The sequence below is a fragment of the Pseudomonas sp. Y5-11 genome, from assembly GCF_022368695.1.
Taxonomy (GTDB): Bacteria; Pseudomonadota; Gammaproteobacteria; order Pseudomonadales; family Pseudomonadaceae; genus Aquipseudomonas; species Aquipseudomonas parakoreensis.
On record NZ_CP058974.1, the window covers coordinates 1,347,977 to 1,368,955 of the forward strand.

14 protein-coding genes are annotated in these 20,979 nt (G+C 61.5%); 12 read left to right on the forward strand and 2 right to left on the reverse strand.

Translation table 11 applies throughout. The annotated features are described in order from the left end of the window. Window positions 1-28 precede the first annotated feature (28 nt). Window positions 29-2,248: a primosomal protein N' gene (locus HXW87_RS06025; protein ID WP_239778573.1), complete on the reverse strand. Its 2,220-nt coding sequence runs from the start codon at window positions 2,246-2,248 to the stop codon at window positions 29-31. Between the two features lie 286 nt (window positions 2,249-2,534). Between HXW87_RS06025 and rpmE the strand changes: the two genes are divergently transcribed. The 3 genes from rpmE (at window position 2,535) to HXW87_RS06040 (ending at window position 5,026) form a co-directional block, all read left to right on the forward strand. Next, window positions 2,535-2,750: a 50S ribosomal protein L31 gene (rpmE, locus tag HXW87_RS06030; RefSeq protein ID WP_041074926.1), complete on the forward strand. Its 216-nt coding sequence runs from the start codon at window positions 2,535-2,537 to the stop codon at window positions 2,748-2,750. Window positions 2,751-2,791: 41 nt separating this feature from the next. After that, window positions 2,792-3,574 (forward strand): thermonuclease family protein, encoded by a 783-nt coding sequence (locus tag HXW87_RS06035; protein WP_239778574.1) that lies wholly within the window; start codon window positions 2,792-2,794, stop codon window positions 3,572-3,574. 183 nt (window positions 3,575-3,757) lie between these two features. Next, on the forward strand, window positions 3,758-5,026 hold the full coding sequence (locus tag HXW87_RS06040; protein WP_041074924.1) for a malic enzyme-like NAD(P)-binding protein: 1,269 nt from the start codon (window positions 3,758-3,760) through the stop codon (window positions 5,024-5,026). A gap of 224 nt (window positions 5,027-5,250) precedes the next feature. Here the strand turns inward: HXW87_RS06040 and HXW87_RS06045 are convergent, their stop codons facing one another. Continuing rightward, on the reverse strand, window positions 5,251-7,698 hold the full coding sequence (locus HXW87_RS06045) for a penicillin-binding protein 1A (RefSeq protein ID WP_121183294.1): 2,448 nt from the start codon (window positions 7,696-7,698) through the stop codon (window positions 5,251-5,253). Window positions 7,699-7,914: 216 nt separating this feature from the next. Here HXW87_RS06045 and HXW87_RS06050 point away from each other — a divergent pair, with 216 nt between their 5' ends. The 9 genes from HXW87_RS06050 (at window position 7,915) to gltB (ending at window position 20,946) form a co-directional block, all read left to right on the forward strand. After that, window positions 7,915-8,979 carry a pilus assembly protein PilM gene (locus tag HXW87_RS06050; protein ID WP_239778575.1) on the forward strand — a complete coding sequence of 355 codons (1,065 nt, stop codon included), beginning with the start codon at window positions 7,915-7,917 and terminating at the stop codon, window positions 8,977-8,979. Then, complete coding sequence (locus tag HXW87_RS06055; RefSeq protein ID WP_047290891.1) at window positions 8,979-9,545, forward strand: PilN domain-containing protein; 567 nt, start codon at window positions 8,979-8,981, stop codon at window positions 9,543-9,545. Before HXW87_RS06050 ends, HXW87_RS06055 begins: the two co-directional genes overlap by 1 nt. Further along, complete coding sequence (gene pilO / locus HXW87_RS06060; protein WP_047290892.1) at window positions 9,542-10,165, forward strand: type 4a pilus biogenesis protein PilO; 624 nt, start codon at window positions 9,542-9,544, stop codon at window positions 10,163-10,165. Before HXW87_RS06055 ends, pilO begins: the two co-directional genes overlap by 4 nt. Beyond that, window positions 10,162-10,689, forward strand: coding sequence for a pilus assembly protein PilP (locus tag HXW87_RS06065; RefSeq protein WP_047290893.1), 528 nt, complete (start codon window positions 10,162-10,164; stop codon window positions 10,687-10,689). The genes pilO and HXW87_RS06065 overlap by 4 nt, the downstream gene beginning before the upstream one ends. A 13-nt stretch (window positions 10,690-10,702) precedes the next feature. Then, window positions 10,703-12,775 (forward strand): type IV pilus secretin PilQ, encoded by a 2,073-nt coding sequence (gene pilQ, locus HXW87_RS06070; RefSeq protein WP_239778576.1) that lies wholly within the window; start codon window positions 10,703-10,705, stop codon window positions 12,773-12,775. A gap of 4 nt (window positions 12,776-12,779) precedes the next feature. Then, window positions 12,780-13,298 carry a shikimate kinase AroK gene (gene aroK, locus HXW87_RS06075; protein ID WP_027611316.1) on the forward strand — a complete coding sequence of 173 codons (519 nt, stop codon included), beginning with the start codon at window positions 12,780-12,782 and terminating at the stop codon, window positions 13,296-13,298. Between the two features lie 151 nt (window positions 13,299-13,449). Continuing rightward, on the forward strand, window positions 13,450-14,550 hold the full coding sequence (gene aroB / locus HXW87_RS06080) for a 3-dehydroquinate synthase (protein ID WP_041074910.1): 1,101 nt from the start codon (window positions 13,450-13,452) through the stop codon (window positions 14,548-14,550). A gap of 10 nt (window positions 14,551-14,560) precedes the next feature. After that, window positions 14,561-16,150, forward strand: a complete 1,590-nt coding sequence (locus tag HXW87_RS06085; protein WP_131670928.1) for an AAA family ATPase — start codon at window positions 14,561-14,563, stop codon at window positions 16,148-16,150. A gap of 350 nt (window positions 16,151-16,500) precedes the next feature. Continuing rightward, entirely contained in the window at window positions 16,501-20,946 is a 4,446-nt protein-coding gene (gene gltB / locus HXW87_RS06090) for a glutamate synthase large subunit (RefSeq protein ID WP_047290896.1), read from the forward strand. Window positions 20,947-20,979 lie beyond the last annotated feature (33 nt).

Sequence of the window (20,979 nt, forward strand, 5' to 3'; positions counted from 1 at the left end):
CTGCCGCAGGCTGCGATCTTTTGACCTGCTAGTACAAATCGACCGGATCGACATCCAGCGACCAGCGCACCGCCCGCCCGCTCGGCATCTGCTCCAATTCCAGCAACCAGCTGGCGAGCAGTCGATGCAGCGGTGCCCGCGCTGCCGCCTGCACCAACAGCTGCGCCCGATAGCGACCGGCGCGGCGCTCCATCGGCGCCGGCACCGGCCCGAGCAGTTCGATCCCGCCCAGATTCTGCTCGGCCAGCAAACGCTCGGCCGCGCTGCATGCCTCATCGAGAAAACTTTCGGCCTGCCCCGGTTTGTGCGCTTCGGCACGCAACAGGGCCAAGTGTGAAAACGGCGGCAGTCCCGCAGCGCGGCGCTCGCTCAGCGCCTGTTCGGCAAAGGCGAAGTAGCCCTGCTCGGTCAATTGCACCAATAAAGGATGGTCGGCCAGGTGGGTCTGGATGATCACCTTGCCCGGCTCTTCCGCCCGCCCGGCGCGCCCGGCCACCTGCACGATCAATTGCGCCATACGCTCGCTGGCGCGGAAGTCGCCGGAGAACAGTCCGCCGTCGGCATCCAGAATCGACACCAGCGTAACCCGAGGGAAGTGATGCCCCTTGGCTAACATTTGCGTGCCAACCAGAATGCACGGCTGTCCCTTCTGAATCGTCGCGAACAACTGATTCATTGCGTCTTTGCGCGAAGTGCTGTCGCGGTCGACGCGCAGCACCGGGTAGTCCGGGAACAGAATCGCCAGGCGCTCCTCGGCGCGTTCGGTGCCGGCGCCCACCGGCCGCAGATCGACTTTGTTGCACTTGGGGCATTGGCGCGGCGTGCGCTCGACGTTGCCACAGTGGTGGCAGCGCAGTTCGCCGTAGCGCTGGTGCACGGTCATTCGCGCATCGCAGCGCGAGCACTCGGACATCCAGCCGCAATCGTGGCACAGCAACGTCGGCGCAAAGCCGCGCCGGTTGAGGAACACCAGCACCTGCTGGCCCGTCGCGAGGGTCTGGCCGATGGCTTGTTGCATCGGCCCGGAAATGCCGCTGTCCAGCGGACGGCTTTTCACGTCCAGCCGCAGGAAACGTGGTTGCTTGGCACCGCCGGCCCGCTCGTTGAGGCGCAGCAGGCCATAACGACCGGTGTAGGCGTTGTGCAGGCTTTCCAGTGAAGGCGTGGCGGACCCGAGGACGATCGGGATGTTTTCCTGTCGCGCGCGCACCAGTGCCAGATCCCGGGCGTGGTAGCGCAGGCCTTCCTGCTGTTTATAGGAGCCGTCGTGTTCTTCGTCGATGATGATCAGCCCCGGGTTCTTCATCGGGGTGAACAGCGCCGAGCGAGTGCCGATAATAATGTCGGCCTCGCCGTCACGGGCGGCGAGCCACGCATCGAGACGCTCACGGTCGTTGACCGCCGAATGCAGCAGGGCGATGCGTGCGTTGAAGCGCTGCTCGAAACGCGCCAGGGTCTGCGGGCCGAGATTGATTTCGGGGATCAGCACCAGTGCCTGCTTGCCGGCTTCGAGGGTTTCGCGGATCAGTTGCAAATAGACTTCGGTCTTGCCGCTGCCGGTGACGCCCGCCAGCAGAAACGCGTGATAGCTGTCGAACCCGGCGCGGATCGCCTCGTAAGCGGCGCGTTGTTCAGTGTTGAGTGGCAACTCCGGCTGGGCCAGCCAGTGTTCATGGCGCACGCCGGGCGCATGCCGGCGGATTTCCACCTGCACCAGGCCCTTGGCCAGCAGCAGGTCGAGGCTGTCCTTGCTCAGCATCAATTTGCTCAACAACTGATGAGCCACGCCGTGCGGGTGTTGCGCCAGCGTCGCCAGCGCTTCCCGTTGCCGGGGCGCACGGGCGATGCGCGGATCATCAAGGCTGGCGCCGGGCGCGACAGACCAGAAGCGCTCCTGACGGGCCTCCGCCAGTTCGCCCTGACGCAGCAGCACCGGCAGCGCCCAGCTCAAGGTATCGCCGAGACTGTGCTGGTAATACTGCGACGTCCACAGGCACAGCTTGAACAGCGCGGGCGGCAGCGGCGGTTCGACATCGAGCAGGGCCAGCGCCGGCTTGAGCTTCTCCAGCGGCACGTCGCTGGTGTCGGTGATCTCGACCAGAATCCCGATCAACTCCCGCCGCCCGAATGGCACCCGCAGGCGCATGCCCGGTTGCAACTGGGCACGCTGCACCCCGGCCGGGGCCCGATAGTCGAACAGGCGGCGCAGGGGCGAAGGCAGGGCGAGGCGCAGAATGGCGTCGGGCACGCGGGGGGGTCTCGATCAACACAAAAGGAGGCTTGGCGCAGATCAACTGTGGGAGCGAGCTTGCTCGCGAACGCGGTGTGTCAGGCACGAAGTCATCAACTGGCACAACGCATTCGCGAGCAAGCTCGCTCCCACAGGGGGTGCGTTCAAGCCCGGGAGCCTAGCAGACGGTCGGTCTCAGGGACAGCTTGCGCGATTGACATTGTCTGGTAGAATCCGCGGCCTAATTACGTGCGGTATTCAACAATAGTGTTGGGTGGCGGCACGCTAGCCTGAGGAATACACCATGAAAGCTGATATCCACCCGGATTACCCAGTAGTTGCTGTTACCTGCAGCTGCGGCAACAAGTTCGAAACCCGTTCGACCTTCGGCAAAGCCCTGGCGATCGACGTTTGCAACGAGTGCCACCCGTTCTACACCGGTAAGCAGAAGACTCTGGACACCGGTGGTCGCGTTCAGAAGTTCGCCGACCGTTTCGGTGCCTTCGGCGCCAAGAAGTAAGATTGGTCATCCTGGAAAGCCTCTACGGTTTTTCAAGGCTGATGAAAAAGGCGTCCCTTGTGGGCGCCTTTTTTGTGTCCGCGATTTGGCTGTCCGGCGCCCAGGCCTTCTGCACCGCGCCCAAAGGGCTGAGCAGCGTTGCGGTACAGCGCGTGGTCGACGGCGACACCTTGCGCCTGAGCGATGGACGCAGCGTGCGGATGATCGGTCTCAACACCCCGGAACTGGGCAAGCAGGGCCGCAGTGACGAACCCTTCGCCGTGGCGGCACGTAAACGCCTTGAAGCTCTGGTGGCGGACAGCGGTGGCCGGGTCGGTTTGCAACCCGGCCAGCAGGCCAAAGACCATTACGGTCGCATCCTCGCGCATGTCTACAGTTCAAGCGGCGCCAATCTTGAAGCGCAAATGCTTGCCGACGGCCTGGGTTTTCAAGTGGCGGTGGCGCCGAACGTCGACCTGGTTGCCTGTCAGCAAGCCGCCGAGCAGCGTGCACGAACCGCTGGACGCGGGGTCTGGCGCCAGTCACCTGTACTGAAAGCGGAGCAGATCCGCGCTTCGGGTTTCGCCGTGGTCAGTGGGCGTGTGAGCAAGGTTCAACGCAATCGCGGCGGAATCTGGATCGAGTTGCAGGGCTCGGTTGTACTGCGCGTTGCGCCCAATCTGCTCGGACAATTCGACAGTGCTCGATTGCAGACGCTGAAGGGCAGGCAGGTCGAGGCTCGCGGCTGGGTCGTTGATCGTTCGCGGCGTGGCGGGTTGAAACCGGGTCAACCGCGCTGGCTGCTGCCGTTGACCGATCCGTCGATGCTGCAAAGTGCGCGCTGAAGAAAAATTGTAGACATTTTTTCTATCGATTGTGAACAGTCCAGCCCTTGTGCGCCGTGGCTCTTGGCCCAAAGTCGTAGGACTGGGCGCTTGACAGGGGTGACCGCTCAGTCTTGTGGGGACTTTGCGAGGCGCGTATCCTCGCTGACCAGTCTGTCCAACAGTAAAAAGCGGAATGCCAAAATGTCTGATCTGAAAACTGCCGCTCTCGAATATCATGCCAATCCTCGTCCAGGGAAGCTGAGTGTCGAGCTCACCAAGGCCACTGCTACCGCCCGCGACCTGTCGCTGGCCTACAGCCCCGGCGTAGCTGAACCAGTGCGCGAGATCGCCCGCGATCCTGAACTGGCCTACAAATACACCGGCAAGGGCAACCTGGTTGCAGTCATTTCCGATGGCACCGCGATTCTGGGTCTGGGTAACCTCGGCCCACTGGCTTCCAAGCCGGTAATGGAAGGTAAAGGCGTACTGTTCAAGCGCTTCGCCGGCATCGACGTGTTCGACATCGAAGTCGACTCCGAAAGCCCGCAAGCCTTCATCGACACCGTAAAACGCATCTCCATCACCTTCGGTGGCATCAACCTGGAAGACATCAAGGCGCCTGAGTGCTTTGAGATCGAGCGCGCTCTGATCGAGCAGTGCGATATTCCGGTATTCCACGATGACCAGCACGGCACCGCGATCGTGACCGCAGCCGGCATGATCAACGCCCTGGAAATCGCCGGCAAAACCCTGCCGGAAGCCAAGATCGTCTGCCTCGGCGCTGGCGCTGCGGCCATCTCCTGCATGAAGTTGCTGGTGAGCATGGGCGCAAAAATCGAAAACATCTTCATGGTTGACCGTACCGGTGTGATCCACTCCGGCCGTGACGACCTGAACCAGTACAAAGCGGTATTCGCTCACGCCACCGACAAGCGCAGCCTGGCTGACGCTCTGCAAGGCGCTGATGTGTTCGTCGGTCTGTCCGGTCCGAACCTGCTGAGCGCTGAAGGACTGCTGTCGATGGCAGCCAACCCGATTGTCTTTGCCTGCTCGAACCCGGATCCGGAAATCTCCCCGGAACTGGCGCACGCCACCCGCAGCGACGTGATCATGGCCACCGGTCGTTCCGATTACCCGAACCAGGTCAACAACGTTCTGGGCTTCCCGTTCATCTTCCGTGGTGCCCTGGACGTTCGCGCCAAGCGCATCAACGAAGAAATGAAAGTGGCTGCGGCCAACGCCCTGCGCGAACTGGCCAAACTGCCAGTGCCACAGGACGTGTGCGACGCCTACGGTGGTGCGCCGCTGGAATTCGGCCGTGAGTACATCATTCCGAAGCCAATGGACAAGCGCCTGATCACCCTGATCTCCGACGCTGTGGCCAAAGCCGCGATCGAGACTGGTGTGGCCACCCTGCCGTATCCGAAGAACTACCCGCTGAAAAGCGTGGATGACGTGTTCAACGGCTAAGCCGTTGTAGCGCTCCAACCAAAAGCCCCGGCTCGTCATGAGTCGGGGCTTTTTGTTGGCAGATCAAAAGATCGCAGCACCGCAGCTTCTACAGGAGGAGCGCATTCCAAACGTCGGAGCTGCCGCAGGTTCGGGCCGCGTTCGGACGATCTTTTGATCTTGATCTTCAGGCAATAAAAAGCCCCGCTCTTCTCTCGAAGGCGGGGCTTTTCAATGACGCTGGATCAGAACAGATCGATCGGCGCCTGCTCATCCGCTGGCAGCGGGCTGCCCGGTACGGCACCGTTGCCCAGTTCATTCACCGAAGGCGGCGTGTCTTCGGCCTTGAACAGCTCGAAGTAGGCACCCGGTGTGCTCGGGGTGGCGGCACGACCGCTGACCGGATCCACCCGCAAGCTGAGGATGCCTTCCGGCTCAGGCTGCACATGCGGCGGCTTGTCCTTCAGTGCCGCCGACATGTAGTTCATCCAGATCGGCAACGCCACGGTGCCACCGAACTCGCGGCGACCGAGACTTTCCGGCTGGTCGAAGCCGGTCCACACGGTGGTCACGTAATCGGCGTTGTAACCGGAGAACCACGCATCCTTCGATTCGTTGGTGGTACCGGTCTTGCCCGCGATGTCGCTGCGACCCATGGCCAGCGCGCGGCGGCCGGTGCCGAGCTTGATCACGTCCTGCAGCATGCTGTTGAGGATGTACGTGGTGCGGCCATCGACAATTCGCTCAGCCACCGCAGGCGTTTGTGGCGCAGTCGCGGCGCCCGGGGCTTCACCCGGAGCCGCGGCGGCGTTGACAGTAATCGGCTGAGGCGTCGGCGCGGCGATGCCATCGGTCGCCGAGCCGCCCTGTGGCACGGTCGGCGGGTTGGCGACGAACAGCGTGTCGCCGTTGCGGCTTTCGATCTTGTCGATGATGTACGGGGTGATCTTGTAGCCGCCGTTGGCGAAAGTGCTCCAGCCGGTAGCGATCTCCATCGGGGTCAGGGTCGCGGTGCCCAGCGCCAGCGACAGGTTCGGCGGCAGGTCCTGCTTGTTGAAACCGAAGCGGGTGATGTAGTCGATGGTCTTGCCGACACCCATCGCCTGCAACAAACGGATCGACACCAGGTTACGCGACTTGTACAGCGCCTCGCGCAAGCGGATCGGGCCGAGGAAGGTGTTGGTGTCGTTCTTCGGCCGCCAGACTTTGTCCAGGTACTCGTCGACGAACACGATCGGGGCGTCGTTGACCAGGGTCGCGGCGGTGTAACCGCTGTCCAGCGCAGCGCTGTAGACGAACGGCTTGAAGCTCGAACCCGGCTGACGCTTGGCCTGCAGGGCGCGGTTGTAGTTGCTCTGTTCGAAGGCGAAACCACCGACCAGCGAGCGAATCGCGCCGTTCTGTGGATCCAGCGACACCAGCGCGCCTTGCGCCTGCGGGATCTGGCTGAACTTCAGCGAATTGTTCGGCTGACGCTGCACGCGAATCAGGTCGCCGACCTGCGCCACGTCCGACGGCTGACGCGGTGCGGCGCCCATGCTGTTGGTATTGAGGAACGGGCGCGCCCATTTCATGGTGTCCCAGGCGACGTGCTCTTCGCCGGTACGGGTCAGCACCTGCAAGCCATTCTTGTCGACCTGGGTGACGATGGCCGGCTCCAGGCTGCTGATGGTGCGCTGCTTGGTCAGTTCGGTGGCCCACGCTTCGTGAGTCTTGCCCGGCAGGCGCGACTCGGGGCCACGGTAGCCGTGACGCTGGTCGTAGGTCATCAGGCCTTCGTGCAGTGCGGTGTTGGCCATTTCCTGCAGGTTGCTCGGCACGGTGGTGGTGACGCGGAAACCTTCTGTATAGGCGTCGCTGCCATAGCGGCCGACCATTTCCGCACGGGCCATCTCGGCGATGTACGGTGCGTTCACTTCCGGGGTCGGTACGTGATAGCTGGCGTTCAGCGGCTCGTTGATCGCGGCGGTGTAGTCGGCTTCGGAAATTTTTCCAAGCTTGTACATGCGGCCGAGGATCCAGTCGCGGCGTTCCTTGCTGCGCGCCGGGTTGGCCAGCGGGTTGAAGCGCGACGGGGCTTTTGGCAGGCCGGCGATCATTGCCATCTGCGCCAGGCTGACGTCGCGGATCGACTTGCCGTAATACACCTGAGCCGCCGCCTCGATGCCATAGGCGCGGTTACCCAGATAAATCTTGTTTACGTACAGCTCAAGGATCTCGTCCTTGGTCAACTGCCGTTCGATCTGCAGGGCCAGGAGAATCTCGGTGGTTTTGCGCGAGAAGCTGCGTTCGCTGGTCAGGAAGAAGTTCTTCGCCACCTGCATGGTGATGGTGCTGCCGCCGGACTGGATGTGCCCGCTTTTGACCAGTTGGGTCGCGGCACGCATCAGGCTGCTAGGATCGACGCCATAGTGGTTGGCGAAATTGTCGTCTTCAGCACTTAGTAACGCATTAATGAAATTGGGCGGAATGTCGGCGAAACGGATCGGAGTGCGGCGCATTTCGCCAAATTCTGCGATCAACTTGTTGTCGCTGCTGTAGACCCGCAGCGGAATCTGCAACTGAATGCTTCTCAGCGCCTCCACAGACGGCAAACCCGGACTAAGGTAAAGAAACGCGCCGCTGAGACCTAAAAGCAGTCCGCAGAAAACGGCGACGATGGACCAACCGAAAAATTTCAGCAGACGAATCAAGGCTTTTGGGCATCCAGGGCAAAGAATGAATGTGGCGACAGGGTTCCGGTAACACACGGAACAGCCTGGGCCGGCAGTAAAAAGCGGAAAAAAACGCTGGGCATTATAAGCACTTTTCTGCTGGGGGCGTCATTTGCGCTTCTGTCAAGGCGGGGTGAAGGAACGCAATGCGTATTACAGAGTCCGTAACTCACGGAAAGTCATAGGGAATTGGTAGTGCTGGGACTCTTCAATAAAAAGACCAATGCGTTACTGGGGATCGACATCAGCTCCACTTCGGTGAAGCTTTTGGAACTGAGCCGTCAGGGTGACCGCTACCGCGTCGAGGCCTACGCGGTTGAGCCGCTGCCGCCCAACGCCGTGGTTGAAAAGAACATCGCCGAGCTCGAAGGCGTGGGCAATGCCTTGTCCCGCGTGCTGGTCAAGGCGCGGACCGGCCTCAAAAGCGTGGCGGTGGCGGTGGCCGGTTCAGCGGTGATTACCAAGATCATCGAGATGGATGCCGGGCTGACCGATGACGAACTGGAAAACCAGCTCAAGATCGAGGCCGATCAATACATCCCCTATCCGCTGGACGAGGTCGCCATCGATTTCGAGGTCCAGGGTGTGTCGCCGCGCAACCCGGAGCGGGTCAACGTGCTGCTGGCCGCCTGTCGCAAGGAGAATGTCGAAGTGCGCGAGGCAGCGCTGGCGCTGGCCGGGCTGACTGCGCGCGTGGTCGACGTCGAGGCCTACGCGCTGGAACGCTCGTTCGGCCTGCTCGCCACTCAATTGGCCGCATCGCAGGAGCGCCTGACTGTCGCCGTGGTGGACATCGGCGCCACCATGACCACCCTCAGCGTCCTGCACAACGGCCGCATCATCTATACCCGCGAGCAACTGTTCGGTGGCCGGCAACTGACCGAGGAAATCCAGCGCCGCTACGGTCTGACCGTCGAGCAGGCCGGACTGGCGAAAAAGCAGGGCGGTCTGCCGGATGACTATGTCAGCGAGGTGTTGCAGCCATTCCGTGACGCCCTGGTGCAGCAGGTCTCGCGATCATTGCAGTTCTTTTTCGCCTCCGGGCAGTACCATTCGGTCGATCATATTCTGCTGGCCGGCGGCACCGCCTCGGTACCGGGGCTGGATCGCCTGATCGAGCAGCGTCTGGGCACCCCGACCCAGGTCGCCAACCCGTTTTCCGACATGGCCTTGAGCAGCAAGGTCAACGCCGGGGCCCTGGCCAGTGACGCGCCGGCCCTGATGATCGCCTGCGGGCTCGCGCTCAGGAGTTTCGACTGATGGCGCGGATCAACCTTCTCCCCTGGCGTGAAGAACGCCGCGAAGAGCGGCGCAAGCGTTTCCTGCTGATTCTGATTGGAGTCTTCGTCGGCTCGGTGGGCGCGGTATTTATCGCCGATCAGGTCTTCAGTACCGCCATCGAGCGGCAGGCCGCACGCAATGCCTACATCGGCAAACAGATTGCCGTGGTCGACGAACGAATCAAGCAGATCAGCGAACTCAAGGCGCGGCGCCAGCAACTGGTCGAGCGCATGCGCATCATCCAGGACTTGCAGGGCAACCGGCAGATCAGCGGGCGGATCTTCGACCAACTGGCGCGCACGCTGCCGGACGGGGTGTATTTCACCAGCGTGAAACTGGCCGGCAAGACGCTGTCGATCAGCGGCGCGGCGGAGTCGAACAATCGCGTTTCGGAGCTGATGCGCAATCTGGATGCCTCCGACTGGTTCGACGCGCCGAGTCTCAATGAAGTGAAAGCGACGACTGCCGGTCAGGTGGACCAGGCCAACGTCTTTCAGCTGACCGTTCGTCAGACCCAGCCGGCTGTGACGGAGGGCGACAAATGAAACCGTCCGAATGGCTGCAAAGTCTGCGCAATATCGACTTCAACGATCTGGACACCAGCAATATCGGCTCCTGGCCGGCCGCGGTGAAAAGCATCGCGGGAGTGTTCCTGGCGGTGCTGGTGCTGGCGCTTGGCTACAACTTTTTCATCAGCGACATGGAAAACCAGCTGGAAGCCAGGCGTCAGGAAGAAGACACCTTGAAAGAGCAATTCGCCAGCAAGGCGCGCATGGCCGCCAACCTGGAGTTGTACACCCAGCAGATGAAGGAGATGGAAAACACTTTTGGCGTGCTCCTGCGGCAGTTGCCCAGCGACACCGAAGTCCCGGGATTACTCGAAGACATCACCCGCACCGGGCTGGGCAGCGGTCTCGAATTCGAAGAGATCAAACTGCTGCCGGAAGTGACTCAGCCGTTCTACATCGAGTTGCCGATCCAGATCACCGTCACCGGGGCTTACCACGACCTTGCGACGTTCGTCAGTGGGGTTGCCGGGTTGCCACGGATCGTCACCTTGCACGATTTCGAACTGGCACCTGCCAGCCCCGACGGCGGGACGAAGCTGCGTATGAACATCCTCGCCAAGACATACCGCTACAACGACAAGGGGTTGGACAAATGACCCCGATTCGTTTTTTCGCCCTGTCAGTGCTGTTGTTCGGCCTCAGTGGTTGCGGCAGCAGTGACGAGTTCAGTGACCTCGACGCTTACATGAACGAAGTACGTCTGCGGCCGGCCGGCCGGATCGAGCCGACGCCGACGTTTCATTCCTATCCCACGTTCACCTACAGCGCGGCCAACCTGCGCAGCCCGTTCTCGCGTCAGGTGCGAGTCGATCTGGCCGGGCACCAGCGCGGCTCGCGTAACGTCAAACCCGACCCCAACCGGGTCAAGCAATACCTCGAAGGTTTCAACATCGAGCAGTTTGAAATGGTCGGCACGATCTCCAATGCTTCCGGCTCCTTTGCGTTGCTGCGTGGGGCGGGCGGTGTGCATCGGTTGAAAGTCGGCGACTACCTGGGGCGCAACGATGGGCGCATTGTCGCTATCAGCGCCACTCAGGTCGATGTGGTCGAGATCGTGCCCGACGGCGAAGGCGCCTGGCTGGAACGTCCGCGCACCATTCCTTTGAAAGAGCACTCATAGTGGAAGTCGAACAATGAACAGGATTTTCTCCACCCTCGGTTTTTCGCTATGGATAGCGCTGCTTTCACCGATGGTTCAGGCGGCCAGTCTCCAGGCGCTGGATGTTGCGGCGTTACCGGGTGACCGTATCGAGTTGAAGCTGGCGTTTGACGGCCCGCCACCGCAACCCAAGGGCTACACCACCGAATCGCCGGCGCGAATCGCCCTGGATCTGCCGGGTGTCGCCAGCCAACTGACGAACAAGACCCGCGATCTGGGCAGCGGCAACGCCCGCAGTGCGACAGTGGTCGAAGCCAGCGACCGTACGCGTCTGATCATCAATCTGACGCAACTGACGCCGTATACCTCACGGGTCGAGGGCAACAATCTGTTCGTGGTGGTCGGGCAGGGCGCCAAGCCTGCTGCGCCAAAGCCTGCCGCTGCTGCGCCGCGACCGTTTGCGGCTCCGGCGAAGGCTTACACCCCTGTCGCCAAAACCATTCGTGGCGTCGATTTCCAGCGCGGTACTGCAGGGGAGGGGAACGTGGTCATCGACCTTTCCGACCCGACCATCGCCCCCGACATCCAGGAGCATGACGGCAAGATCATTCTCAGCTTTGCCCGCACCCAGTTGCCCGACAGGCTGCGGGTACGCCTCGACGTCAAGGACTTCGCCACCCCGGTGCAGTTCGTCAATGCCGCCGCCACTGGCGATCGTGCGGTCATCACCGTCGAACCCAGCGGCACGTTCGACTATTCCACCTACCAGACCGATAACAAGCTGACCGTCAGCATTCGCCCGATGACCGTCGATGATCTGCAAAAGCGCAATGCCGACCGCAACAGCTACAGCGGCGAAAAGCTTTCGCTGAATTTCCAGGACATCGACGTGCGCTCGGTGCTGCAACTGATCGCCGATTTCACCAACCTCAATCTGGTGGCCAGCGATACGGTGCAGGGCGGGATCACCTTGCGTCTGCAGAACGTGCCGTGGGACCAGGCGCTGGACCTGGTGCTGAAGACCAAGGGGTTGGATAAACGCAAGATCGGCAACGTGTTGCTGGTGGCGCCGGCCGACGAAATCGCCGCCCGCGAACGCCAGGAACTGGAATCGCAGAAGCAGATCGCTGAGTTGGCACCGCTGCGTCGCGAGCTGCTGCAAGTGAACTACGCCAAAGCGGCGGACATTGCCAAGCTATTCCAGTCGGTCACCAGCGCCGAAGCGAAAATCGATGAACGCGGCTCGATCACGGTCGATGAACGGACCAACAACATCATTGCCTACCAGACCCAGGATCGCCTCGACGAACTGCGGCGGATCGTGGCGCAGCTGGATATCCCGGTGCGTCAGGTGATGATCGAAGCGCGGATCGTCGAAGCCAACGTCGATTATGACAAGAGCCTGGGCGTGCGCTGGGGCGGTTCGATCCAGAACAAGGGTAACTGGAACACCTCCGGGGTCAGTAACGGCACCTCGACCACCATCGGCACACCGGGCAGTACCAGCACCAACTCGCCGTTCGTCGACATGGGCACGGTCGGTAACACATCCGGGATCGGCATCGCTTTTATCACCGACAACGTGTTGCTCGATCTTGAGCTGACCGCCATGGAAAAGACCGGCAATGGTGAAATCGTCTCCCAGCCGAAAGTGGTTACCTCCGACAAGGAGACCGCGAAAATCCTCAAAGGCACCGAGATTCCGTACCAGGAAGCCAGCTCCAGCGGTGCGACGTCGGTGTCGTTCAAGGAGGCTTCGCTGTCGCTGGAAGTGACGCCGCAGATCACCCCCGACAACCGCATCATCATGGAGGTCAAGGTCACCAAGGACGAACCGGACTACTTGAACAAGGTGCAGGATGTGCCGCCGATCAAGAAGAACGAAGTCAACGCCAAAGTGCTGGTAAACGACGGTGAGACCATCGTGATTGGGGGCGTTTTCTCAAATACTCAAAGCAAGGTCGTAGATAAGGTGCCATTTCTTGGCGATGTGCCGTATCTTGGCCGCCTTTTCCGGCGTGATGTGGTTTCGGAGAAAAAATCCGAGCTGCTGGTATTTCTCACTCCGCGTATCATGAATAACCAGGCGATTGCTGTGAGTCGTTGATTCTGTGCGAAATTTGATTCTTGTAGGACCGATGGGCGCTGGAAAAAGCACCATCGGCCGGTTGCTGGCCAAAGAGCTGCGCCTGCCGTTCAAAGATTCCGACAAGGAAATTGAACTGCGCACGGGCGCCAATATCCCGTGGATCTTCGACAAGGAAGGTGAGCCCGGCTTTCGTGACCGTGAGCAGGCGATGATCGCCGAGCTGTGCGCGTTCGACGGCGTGGTGCTGGCGACCGGTGGCGGCGCGGTGATGCGTGATGCCAACCGCAAGGCCCTGCACGCGGGCGGACGGGTGGTGTATCTGCACGCCTCCGTCGAGCAGCAGGTCGGGCGTACGTCGCGCGATCGCAATCGTCCTTTGCTGCGCACCGCCGATCCGGCGAAAACCCTGCGAGACCTGCTGGAGATCCGCGATCCGCTCTATCGGGAGATCGCCGATCTGGTGGTGGAAACCGACGAACGGCCACCGCGCATGGTGGTGCTCGATATTCTCGACCGTCTGGCACAGCTTCCACCCCGTTAAAGCGCCGCCCGAAATGCGCTATCCTCGGCGTCCGGTCACCGCCGTCGAGGTTGTGGCGGATGGCGTGCGAGCGGCGTCACATCAGCTAAAGGTCGCGGACATCCAATAATTCAAGGCAGGACGCCTGCTTCCATCTTCACTGTGGGGACACATGCAGACACTCAAGGTCGATCTAGGCGAGCGCAGCTACCCGATTCATATTGGCGAAGGTTTGTTGGATCAGCCCGAGTTGCTGGCGCCGCATATCCACGGGCGGCAGGTGGCAATCATCTCCAACGAGACCGTGGCGCCGCTCTATCTCGAACGTCTGACCCGCAGCCTTGCGCCGTTCTCGGTGATTTCCGTGGTGTTGCCTGACGGCGAAGCCTTCAAGAACTGGGAAACCCTGCAACTGATCTTCGACGGCCTGTTGACCGCCCGTCACGACCGTCGAACCACGATCATCGCCCTCGGCGGCGGGGTCATCGGTGACATGGCCGGTTTTGCCGCCGCCTGCTACCAGCGCGGCGTCGATTTCATCCAGATTCCTACCACGCTGCTGTCCCAGGTCGATTCGTCGGTGGGTGGCAAGACCGGTATCAACCATCCTTTGGGCAAGAACATGGTTGGCGCGTTCTATCAGCCGAACGTCGTGCTGATCGATACCGCATCGCTGAAAACCCTGCCGGCGCGTGAGCTGTCGGCCGGTCTGGCCGAAGTCATCAAGTACGGGCTGATCTGCGACGAGCCGTTCCTGAGCTGGCTTGAAGAAAACATCGACGCCCTGCGCGCACTGGATCAGAAGGCCCTGACCTACGCCATCGAGCGTTCCTGCGCGGCCAAGGCTGCGGTGGTCGGTGCCGATGAGAAGGAAACCGGCGTGCGTGCCACGCTCAACCTCGGCCACACCTTCGGCCACGCCATCGAGACCCACATGGGCTATGGTGTCTGGTTGCATGGTGAGGCGGTCGCCGCTGGCACCGTGATGGCGCTGGACATGTCCGCGCGCCTGGGCTGGATCAGCGAACAGGAACGTGATCGCGGCATTCGTCTGTTCCAGCGTGCCGGTCTGCCGGTGATCCCGCCGGAAGAAATGACCGAAGCCGATTTTCTCGAACACATGGCAATTGATAAAAAAGTGATCGACGGTCGTCTGCGCCTGGTGCTGCTGCGCCGGATGGGCGAAGCGGTGGTGACCGCCGATTATCCGAAAGAGGTTCTACAGGCCACGCTGGGAGCGGATTACCGCGCTCTGGCTCAGCTTAAAGGTTAATAAGATTCCGATGACTAGTTTGCATGCCGACGAGGCGTTCCTCGGCCATTTCCAGTTAAGTCACGACCCTTTCGCGCCGCGGGTGCCGGGCTTCAAATTCTTCCCGGCCCAGCGCAAGCCGGTGCTGGGGCAACTGCACCATCTGGCGCGTTACAGCCAGTTGCTGCTGGTGGTCACTGGCCCGCAAGGCAGCGGCAAGACCCTGCTGCGCCAGGCGCTGGTAGCCAGCACCAACAAGCAATCGGTGCAAAGCGTTGTGGTATCGGCCCGTGGAGCGGGCGATGCCGCCGGCGTGCTGCGTCAGGTTGCTCAGGCGCTGGATGTTGGGCAGGCCGAGGTCGGCGCGATTCTGGCGCAGGTGGTACAACTGGCGCTCACTGGTCAGGAAGTCTATCTGCTGGTGGATGATGCCGAGCAGCTCGACGAATCTGCGCTCGAAGCGCTGATGGCGCTGGGTGCCGGTGCACCGGAAGGGCGTCCGCACGTGTTCCTGTTCGGTGAATCGTCGCTGATCGCGCAGCTCGAGGCCTTGCACCTCGAGGAAGAGCGCTTCCACGTCATCGAATTGCAGCCGTACACCGAAGAAGAGACCCGCGAATATCTCGACCAACGGCTCGAAGGTGCGGGCCGGGGTGTCGAACTTTTTACCGCGGATCAGATCTCTGAGATTCACGAAAGCTCGGAGGGTTGGCCTGGCAACATCAACCAGGTCGCTCGCGATGCACTGATCGAAGTCATGATTGCCAGCCGCTCTGCGGTCAAGCGTCCAAGTATGGGGTTCAACATGCCGAAGAAACACGTATTGGCGATTTCCGCCGTCGTTGTGGTCGCGGTCGCCGCCGCCTGGCTGATGCCGGGTCGCAACAAGGCACCAACCACCGGCGCACCTGCCAACGAACAGGCACAACTGCCGTTGGGCCAAGGCGCCAAGGGTGGCGCGCCGAACGTCGAGTTCGCCGGCAATACCCAGCCGATGCCGCTGCCGCTGGTCGGTAACTCGCAGCCGGTGATGCGCGGCCCGTTGGCTGAGGCCGCAGGCGGCATCACCGAAGGTGACGATGGCGTGCCGGTTGAAGGTTCCAGCGCGACGCCGCCAACCGTAACGACTTCCGCACCACCGGCAGGTGTTCCGGCCGGTCCAGCGCCGACGCCAGTGCCTGTTCCGGCGGCCAAGCCGACCCCGGCACCGACTCAGGTCGCCACCGCCAAGCCTGCTCCGGCAGCGCCAGCGGCCAAACCGGCCCCGGCGCCGGCCAAGCCTGTTGCTGCCGCCAAACCGGCCGAGAAGCCGGTTACCGTGGCCAAGGCTGCCGGTGGCAGCTGGTACGCCGGTCAGCCGACCAGCAACTATGTGGTGCAGATCCTCGGCACCAGCTCCGAAGCGACCGCGCAAAACTTCGTCAAGGAGCAGGGCGGCGAGTACCGTTATTTCAAGAAAGTCCTCAACGGCAAGCCACTCTACGTGATCACCTACGGCAACTTCGCCAATCGTGATGCAGCCGTTTCTGCCATCAAGGCCTTGCCAGCGAAGGTTCAGGCTGGTAAACCTTGGCCTCGCACTGTCGCCAGCGTCCAACAGGAACTGGCAACAACTCGCTGAAGATTCGGCGGTCTTACCCAGGCCGCCTCTCCAAGCACCTCAAAATTTCTACAAGTGCGCGCCGCCCCTACGGGTCGCGTGCCTTGTGGTGTCTGCGTCACAGTAGTCTTTGAGTCGTTGCAGTCAGAATTAAAAAAGTTTTGACTAGCACAGCAGATCGCTTTAAACCTTTCACAAATGCGACATGAATTTGCGACATTTCGTCGTCAAATTTGTGAGCGTCTGTGTCGCTGTGTACAATGACCACCCTTTTGCCCCCGCAAAGCCGGCGTACGTTCGGCGCGGCAAGCAAGTGGTTGAATTGAAAAGAAATTTGCCTCGTAAAGAGGCAGCCTGGTGAGAAAGTGTCTATGAAAGCAGGTCTGTACCAACCAGATGAATTCAAGGATAACTGCGGTTTCGGCCTGATAGCCCATATGCAGGGCGAGCCCAGTCATACCCTTTTGCAAACGGCCATCGAGGCCCTGACCTGCATGACCCACCGCGGTGGGATTAATGCCGACGGCAAGACCGGTGACGGTTGCGGTCTGCTGATTCAAAAGCCTGACGCGTTCCTGCGGGCGATGGCCCAGGAAAACTTCAGCGTCGAGCTGCCCAAGCAATATGCCGTGGGCATGGTCTTCTTCAATCAGGATCCGGCCAAGGCCGAAGCCGCTCGCGAGAACATGAACCGCGAGATCCTCGCTGAAGGCCTGCAACTGATCGGCTGGCGCAAAGTGCCGATCGACACCAGCGTCCTCGGCCGCCTGGCACTTGAGCGTCTGCCGCAAATCGAGCAGGTCTATATTGGCGGTGAAGGCCTGAGCGATCAGGACATGGCGGTCAAGCTGTTCAGCGCCCGTCGTCGCTCGTCGGTGGCCAACGCCGCCGACACCGACCACTACATCTGCAGCTTTTCGCACAAGACCATCATTTATAAAGGCCTGATGATGCCGGCCGACCTGGCCGCGTTCTATCCGGACCTCGGTGACCAGCGCCTGCAAACCGCAATCTGCGTGTTCCACCAGCGCTTCTCCACCAACACCCTGCCGAAATGGCCGCTGGCCCAGCCATTCCGCTTCCTCGCGCACAACGGCGAGATCAACACCATTACCGGTAACCGCAACTGGGCGCAGGCCCGTCGGACCAAGTTCACCAACGATCTGATGGATCTGGAAGAACTCGGGCCGCTGGTCAACCGTGTCGGTTCCGACTCCTCGAGCATGGACAACATGCTCGAACTGATGGTCACCGGTGGCATCGACCTGTTCCGTGGCGTGCGGATGATCATTCCGCCAGCGTGGCAGAACGTTGAAACCATGGACCCGGATCTGCGAGCGTTCTACGAGTACAACTCGATGCACATGGAGCCGTGGGACGGCCCGGCTGGCGTGGTAATGACCGACGGTCGTTACGCGGTGTGCCTGCTCGACCGTAACGGTCTGCGTCCGGCGCGCTGGGTCACCACCACCAACGGCTTCATCACCGTTGCGTCGGAAATCGGCGTCTGGAATTACCAGCCGCAAGACGTGATCGCCAAGGGCCGTGTCGGCCCGGGCCAGATCCTCGCCGTGGACACCGAAACCGGGCAGATCCTTGACACCGACGCGATCGACAACCGTCTGAAGTCCCGTCATCCGTACAAGCAATGGCTGCGCAAGAACGCCCTGCGCATCCAGGCGACCATGGAAGACAACGACCACGGTTCGGCGTTCTACGACGTCGATCAGCTCAAGCAATACATGAAGATGTATCAGGTCACGTTCGAAGAGCGTGATCAGGTGCTGCGTCCGCTTGGCGAACAGGGCTACGAAGCCGTGGGTTCGATGGGCGACGACACGCCGATGGCCGTGCTGTCGCAGCGCGTGCGCACGCCATACGATTATTTCCGCCAGCAGTTCGCGCAGGTCACCAACCCGCCGATCGACCCGCTGCGTGAAGCGATCGTGATGTCGCTGGAAATCTGCCTCGGTGCCGAGCGCAACATCTTCCAGGAATCGCCGGAGCACGCCTCGCGCGTGATCCTCAGCTCGCCAGTGATCTCGCCGGCCAAGTGGCGCTCGCTGATGAACCTCGACCGCCCGGGTTTCGAGCGGCAGATCATCGACCTCAACTACGACGAAAGCGTCGGCCTCGAAGCGGCGATCCGCAACGTTGCCGATCAGGCTGAAGAAGCCGTGCGTGCCGGGCGTACCCAGATTGTCCTGAGTGACCGCCATATTGCTCCGGGCAAGCTGCCGATCCACGCTTCGCTGGCCACCGGCGCGGTGCACCACCGCCTGACCGAAAAAGGCCTGCGCTGCGACTCCAACATCCTCGTGGAAACCGCGACCGCCCGCGATCCGCATCACTTTGCGGTGTTGATCGGTTTCGGCGCCTCGGCGGTCTATCCGTTCCTGGCCTACGAAGTGCTGGGCGACCTGATCCGTACCGGTGAAGTGCTGGGTGACCTCTACGAGGTGTTCAAGAACTACCGCAAGGGCATCACCAAAGGCCTGCTGAAGATCCTGTCGAAGATGGGCATCTCGACCATCGCGTCCTATCGCGGTGCACAGCTGTTCGAAGCCATCGGTCTGTCCGAAGAAGTGTGCGAGCTGAGTTTCCGTGGCGTGCCGAGCCGCATCAAGGGTGCGCGTTTCGTCGACATCGAAGCCGAGCAGAAAGCACTGGCCACCGAAGCCTGGAGTCCGCGCAAGCCGATCCAGCAGGGCGGTCTGCTGAAGTTCGTCCACGGTGGCGAATACCACGCGTACAACCCGGACGTGGTCAACACTTTGCAAGCCGCCGTGCAGCAGGGTGACTACGCCAAGTTCAAGGAATACACCTCGCTGGTGGACAACCGTCCGGTGTCGATGATCCGTGACCTGTTCAAGGTCAAGACCCTCGATACGCCGCTGGACATCAGTGAAGTCGAACCGCTGGAATCGGTGCTCAAGCGCTTCGACTCCGCCGGTATCTCGCTGGGCGCCCTGTCGCCGGAAGCTCACGAAGCCCTGGCCGAAGCCATGAACCGCCTCGGTGCGCGTTCCAACTCCGGCGAAGGCGGTGAGGACCCAGCGCGCTACGGCACCATCAAAAGTTCGAAAATCAAGCAGGTCGCGACCGGCCGTTTCGGTGTCACTCCGGAATACCTGGTCAACGCCGAAGTGCTGCAGATCAAGGTGGCTCAGGGCGCCAAACCGGGCGAGGGCGGGCAGTTGCCGGGCGGTAAGGTTAACGGGCTGATCGCCAAGCTGCGTTATGCAGTGCCGGGCGTGACCCTGATTTCGCCACCGCCGCACCACGACATCTACTCGATCGAAGACTTGTCGCAACTGATCTTTGACCTGAAACAGGTCAACCCGAAGGCGCTGGTTTCGGTGAAACTGGTAGCGGAAGCAGGCGTCGGCACCATCGCCGCCGGTGTGGCCAAGGCCTACGCGGACTTGATCACCATCTCCGGCTACGACGGTGGTACCGGTGCTTCGCCGCTGACCTCGATCAAATACGCGGGCGCTCCGTGGGAACTCGGCCTGGCTGAAACCCACCAGACCCTGCGCGGCAACGACCTGCGCGGCAAAGTCCGGGTGCAGACCGACGGCGGCCTGAAAACCGGCCTCGACGTGATCAAGGCCGCGATCCTCGGCGCCGAAAGCTTCGGCTTCGGTACTGCGCCGATGATCGCCCTGGGCTGCAAATACCTGCGTATCTGCCACCTGAACAACTGCGCCACCGGCGTCGCGACCCAGAACGAGAAGCTGCGCAAGGATCACTACATCGGCACCGTCGATATGGTGGTGAATTTCTTCACCTACGTTGCCGAAGAAACCCGTGAGTGGCTGGCCAAGCTCGGCGTGCGCTCTCTCGAAGAGCTGATCGGTCGCACCGATCTGCTGGAAGTCCTCGAAGGCCAGACCGCCAAGCAGCATCACCTGGATCTGACCCCCCTGCTGGGCAGCGATCACATCCCGGCGGACAAACCGCAATTCTGCGGCGTTGAGCGCAACCCGCCATTCGACCAGGGCCTGCTGGCCGAGAAAATGGTCGACATGGCGACGTCGGCGATCAATGACCTCAGCGGCGCCGAGTTCGACCTGGACATCTGCAACTGCGACCGTTCGATCGGTGCGCGGATCTCCGGCGAAATCGCGCGCAAGCACGGCAATCAGGGCATGGCCCATGCGCCGATCACCTTCCGCTTCAAAGGGACGGCCGGTCAGAGCTTCGGCGTGTGGAACGCCGGCGGTCTGAACATGTACCTGGAAGGCGACGCCAACGACTACGTCGGCAAAGGCATGACCGGCGGCAAACTGGTCATCGTGCCGCCGAAGGGCAGCGTCTATCAGACTCAGAACAGCGCCATCATCGGCAACACCTGCCTGTACGGCGCCACCGGCGGCAAGCTGTTCGCCGCTGGTACTGCGGGCGAGCGTTTCGCTGTGCGTAACTCCGGTGCCCACACCGTTGTGGAAGGCACTGGCGATCACTGCTGCGAGTACATGACCGGTGGTTTCGTCTGCGTCCTGGGCAAGACCGGTTACAACTTCGGCTCTGGCATGACCGGTGGTTTCGCCTACGTGCTCGACCAGGACAACACCTTCGTTGACCGGGTCAATCACGAACTGGTGGAAATCCAGCGGATCAGCGGCGAGGCGATGGAAGCCTACCGCAGCCACCTGCAGAACGTGCTGAACGAGTACGTCAAGGAAACCGAGAGCGAGTGGGGTCGTGAACTCGCCGAGAACCTTGATGACTACCTGCGTCGTTTCTGGCTGGTGAAGCCTAAGGCTGCCAACCTGAAATCGTTGCTTTCCAGCACTCGTGCCAACCCGCAGTGATATGCGCCTGAAGAGTTTGATGAGGTTTTAACA